At 61.6% G+C, this 803-nt stretch carries 1 protein-coding gene; it reads right to left on the minus strand.

Annotated elements, in window-relative coordinates; genetic code table 11:
• A partial coding sequence (tssI, locus tag QZR14_RS27915) for a type VI secretion system tip protein TssI/VgrG (protein WP_311998311.1) occupies positions 1-803 on the minus strand: 803 nt, incomplete at both ends.

Consider the following 803-nt stretch of genomic DNA (forward strand, 5'->3'; position numbering starts at 1 on the left):
TCGACTTTGCGGTCGGCGTAGACGGTGTGGTGTTCTTCGGCCTTGAATTCGCTGTAGCTGTTCTTTTCGACGGTGTCGTGGCGTTCGTTGCCGACGCGGATTTTCTGGTCGTGCTCGATGTTTTCGTCCCAGTCGCGCTGGGCGTGCAGGTAGATCTGCTCCTGACCCTTTTTGTCTTCGATGCGCAGTTCGTTGTAGCCGCCACCGCCCATGGAGCTGAGGGTTTTGAAGGTGCTGCGGGTCTTGTTTGCCGGCAGTGGATAGGGAACGGTGTTTTCCTTGTGGTACAGGCAGCCGCTGATCAGCGGTTGATCGGGGTCGCCTTCAAGGAAGGTGACCAGCACTTCCATGCCGATGCGTGGGATGGCGATGCCGCCGTATTGCGCGCCAGCCCAGGCGCTGGAGACGCGCAGCCAGCAGCTGGTTTTGTCGTCGGCCTGGCCTTCGCGGTCCCAGTGGAACTGGACTTTGACGCGGCCGTACTGGTCGCAATGGATCTCTTCGCCTTTCGGGCCGGTGACCACGGCGCTCTGGCTGCCGAGGATGCGCGGTTTCGGGTGGCGCAGGGGCGGGCGGTTCGGCACGTCCCACGGGGTGGCCTGAAAGCGGTTGCGGTAGCCCTGGTGGAAATCGTCTTTCAGTGCGGTGGTGTCACTGGTCACCGACTCTTCCAGCACTTGTGGCTGCTTGCCTTCGTGGAGGACTTCGGTCAGCAACCAGAGGTCGTTCCATTTGGCTTTCGGGTGCGCGGTCAGTGCGAGGAAGTGGCCGCTGACCAGCAGCGGTTGATCACTCTTGCCTTC

It is taken from the genome of Pseudomonas sp. rhizo66 (assembly GCF_031931925.1).
Lineage (GTDB): Bacteria > Pseudomonadota > Gammaproteobacteria > Pseudomonadales > Pseudomonadaceae > Aquipseudomonas.